Below are 1,751 nucleotides of genomic sequence, written 5' to 3'. Positions count from 1 at the left end.
TCTCGTCTGAATATAGGGATAGGGTGCCAGACAGGCTGACACCAAAAGGGTGATCAATCGTTGTCACTGAGGCCTGCACCGGCGCCCCGCAGGCGGCTTTCTTCGGTGGCAGGCGCAAAGGTGCGATGGGCGAACTGGCTCAGCTGGTCCCAGCTTTCTTCCGAGACATTGGCACGCATGACGGGTTCCTTCTGGCCTGTCATATCGGCCGGTGCGGAAAACACCATCTGATCCGCCAGTTGGGTCAGAAAGGCGTCGCTCTCTCCCTGCACGCAAAGCCGCTTGCCATCGGTGGCAAGCCGCGCGCCCTGCCATTCTGCAGCAACCGGGCGCCCCAGTCGCAATGCGGCCCCGCCCATGAAGGGGACGGCAAGCAATGGAAAATTCACATTTTCCATCGTGATCCGGCCGCGGTCCAGCAGGCGCACAGCGCAATCGCTCAGAGCCGCGCCGCAGCGATCAGCGGGCTCATCCTGCGGGCAGGCGCGTGCCAGATCTCTGCCCGCAGCGAGACAGGCGAGACATCAATCGACGGGATGCGGTCATTCATGGTCAAAAGACCCGCCAGCATCTCGGTGCCGGGAAAGCCAAAAGACGACAGCCATCGGGTGCCCTTGGCAGCCTCTTCCGCCAACCCCCATGAAAGACCAGCACCGCGGGCGGCGCGCTTGCTCATGGCCTCGATTTCATTCAGCGAATGGCTCATGCCGCACCCTCTTCCAGTTCGGGGAAAACCCAGAATTCTGCGTTCTCAGCTGTTAACTCAGTGGGAAGCGGGGCGTTGCCATACATACAAATTCGCACCCAGCGGTCCGACCGGGGATCAAATTTGGTTGCCCCGAAAAAGGCCAGCTTGCAGCGCAGCATATCAATGGGGGAGCACCTGATCGGAAATTGTGTTGTCGCGAATTTCCGCATAGGGCGCGCGCCCCACGATCTGGGCACGTCGCAGGACGTGGCGATGCTCCGAATGGCGCAGCAGGAAATCGGCGACTTGAGCCTCGTCCGGCCAGTGGGCGAGGGCCTGATACAACATCGCAGCATCACGACCCGGTGCCAGCGGCTGCTCATATTCCTCAATCGGTTCCTCGAAACGCTCCCCCAACCGCGGTTCAAGCTTTTCTTCTGAAACATACCAGGCGCGGGCCTTGTTTGCCGGCGTCTGCCAGTTGGTATCGATGGCCCAGGCGTAGACATCGCACAGGATCTTGCGCAAATCTCCGATTGTCATCGCACCGGCAATGCGGAAGGTGGCAGTGTTGTCCGCCGACATGTCTTCGGCAAAGCCATCGACCAATCCGCCGTAAGGCTCCAGCATCAGCGACGCGATCCACTCCTGCCCTTCCAGCGAAAGCGTCTCCTCAGCCCAGCGATAGAGAACGTCCCAAGGCTTTGGCCCAGCCAACGTCTGGATTTCAAGATAGCTCGTCACCTGATCGGCATCCGACCGCAGCGCGCTCAGTTTCTGGATCTGGATCGGGTGTTCCGATTGCCAGTCTGCAATTGTCATTTTGCTGCGTTCAACCAATGAACGGAACAGCGCGATGTCATCTGGATGGGCTTCTTCAATGTTGCGCACGGCCTGAATGGCCTTTTCCCGCGCGGCCACCCAATTGTTGAACAACACAGGGTGATTTAGCAAAAACGGCGCCATCCCAAGGCCGGTAGAATTGCCAATTCCCATCGACCGCGCCAACTCCGGAGCCAACCTGGCGGCAGTGGTCCCATTGGCTCTCGCACGGCAATCCGCC

General features: G+C 60.0%; 2 protein-coding genes and 1 pseudogene. All 3 read right to left on the bottom strand.

All coding sequences use genetic code 11. The annotated features are described in order from the left end of the window. Positions 1-53: 53 nt before the first annotated feature. Positions 54-428, bottom strand: a complete 375-nt coding sequence (locus L0Z65_RS19070) for a hypothetical protein (protein WP_392341300.1) — start codon at positions 426-428, stop codon at positions 54-56. 11 nt (positions 429-439) lie between these two features. Beyond that, positions 440-706 carry a DUF3726 domain-containing protein gene (locus tag L0Z65_RS19065; protein ID WP_392341298.1) on the bottom strand — a complete coding sequence of 89 codons (267 nt, stop codon included), beginning with the start codon at positions 704-706 and terminating at the stop codon, positions 440-442. Next, positions 703-1,750, bottom strand: a pseudogene (locus L0Z65_RS19060) (hypothetical protein); the annotation flags it as partial. The gene L0Z65_RS19065 and the pseudogene L0Z65_RS19060, both read right to left, overlap by 4 nt. Position 1,751 lies beyond the last annotated feature (1 nt).

This window comes from Phaeobacter sp. BS52, assembly GCF_045040595.1.
Classification (GTDB): domain Bacteria; phylum Pseudomonadota; class Alphaproteobacteria; order Rhodobacterales; family Rhodobacteraceae; genus Phaeobacter; species Phaeobacter piscinae.
This window is presented reverse-complemented; position numbering and strand designations above follow the sequence as displayed.

What these genes read in the sequence shown, in the direction of transcription:
- L0Z65_RS19065 (WP_392341298.1), bottom strand. Translation starts at nt 706, where the DNA reads ATGAGCCATTCGCTGAATGAAATCGAGGCCATGAGCAAGCGCGCCGCC.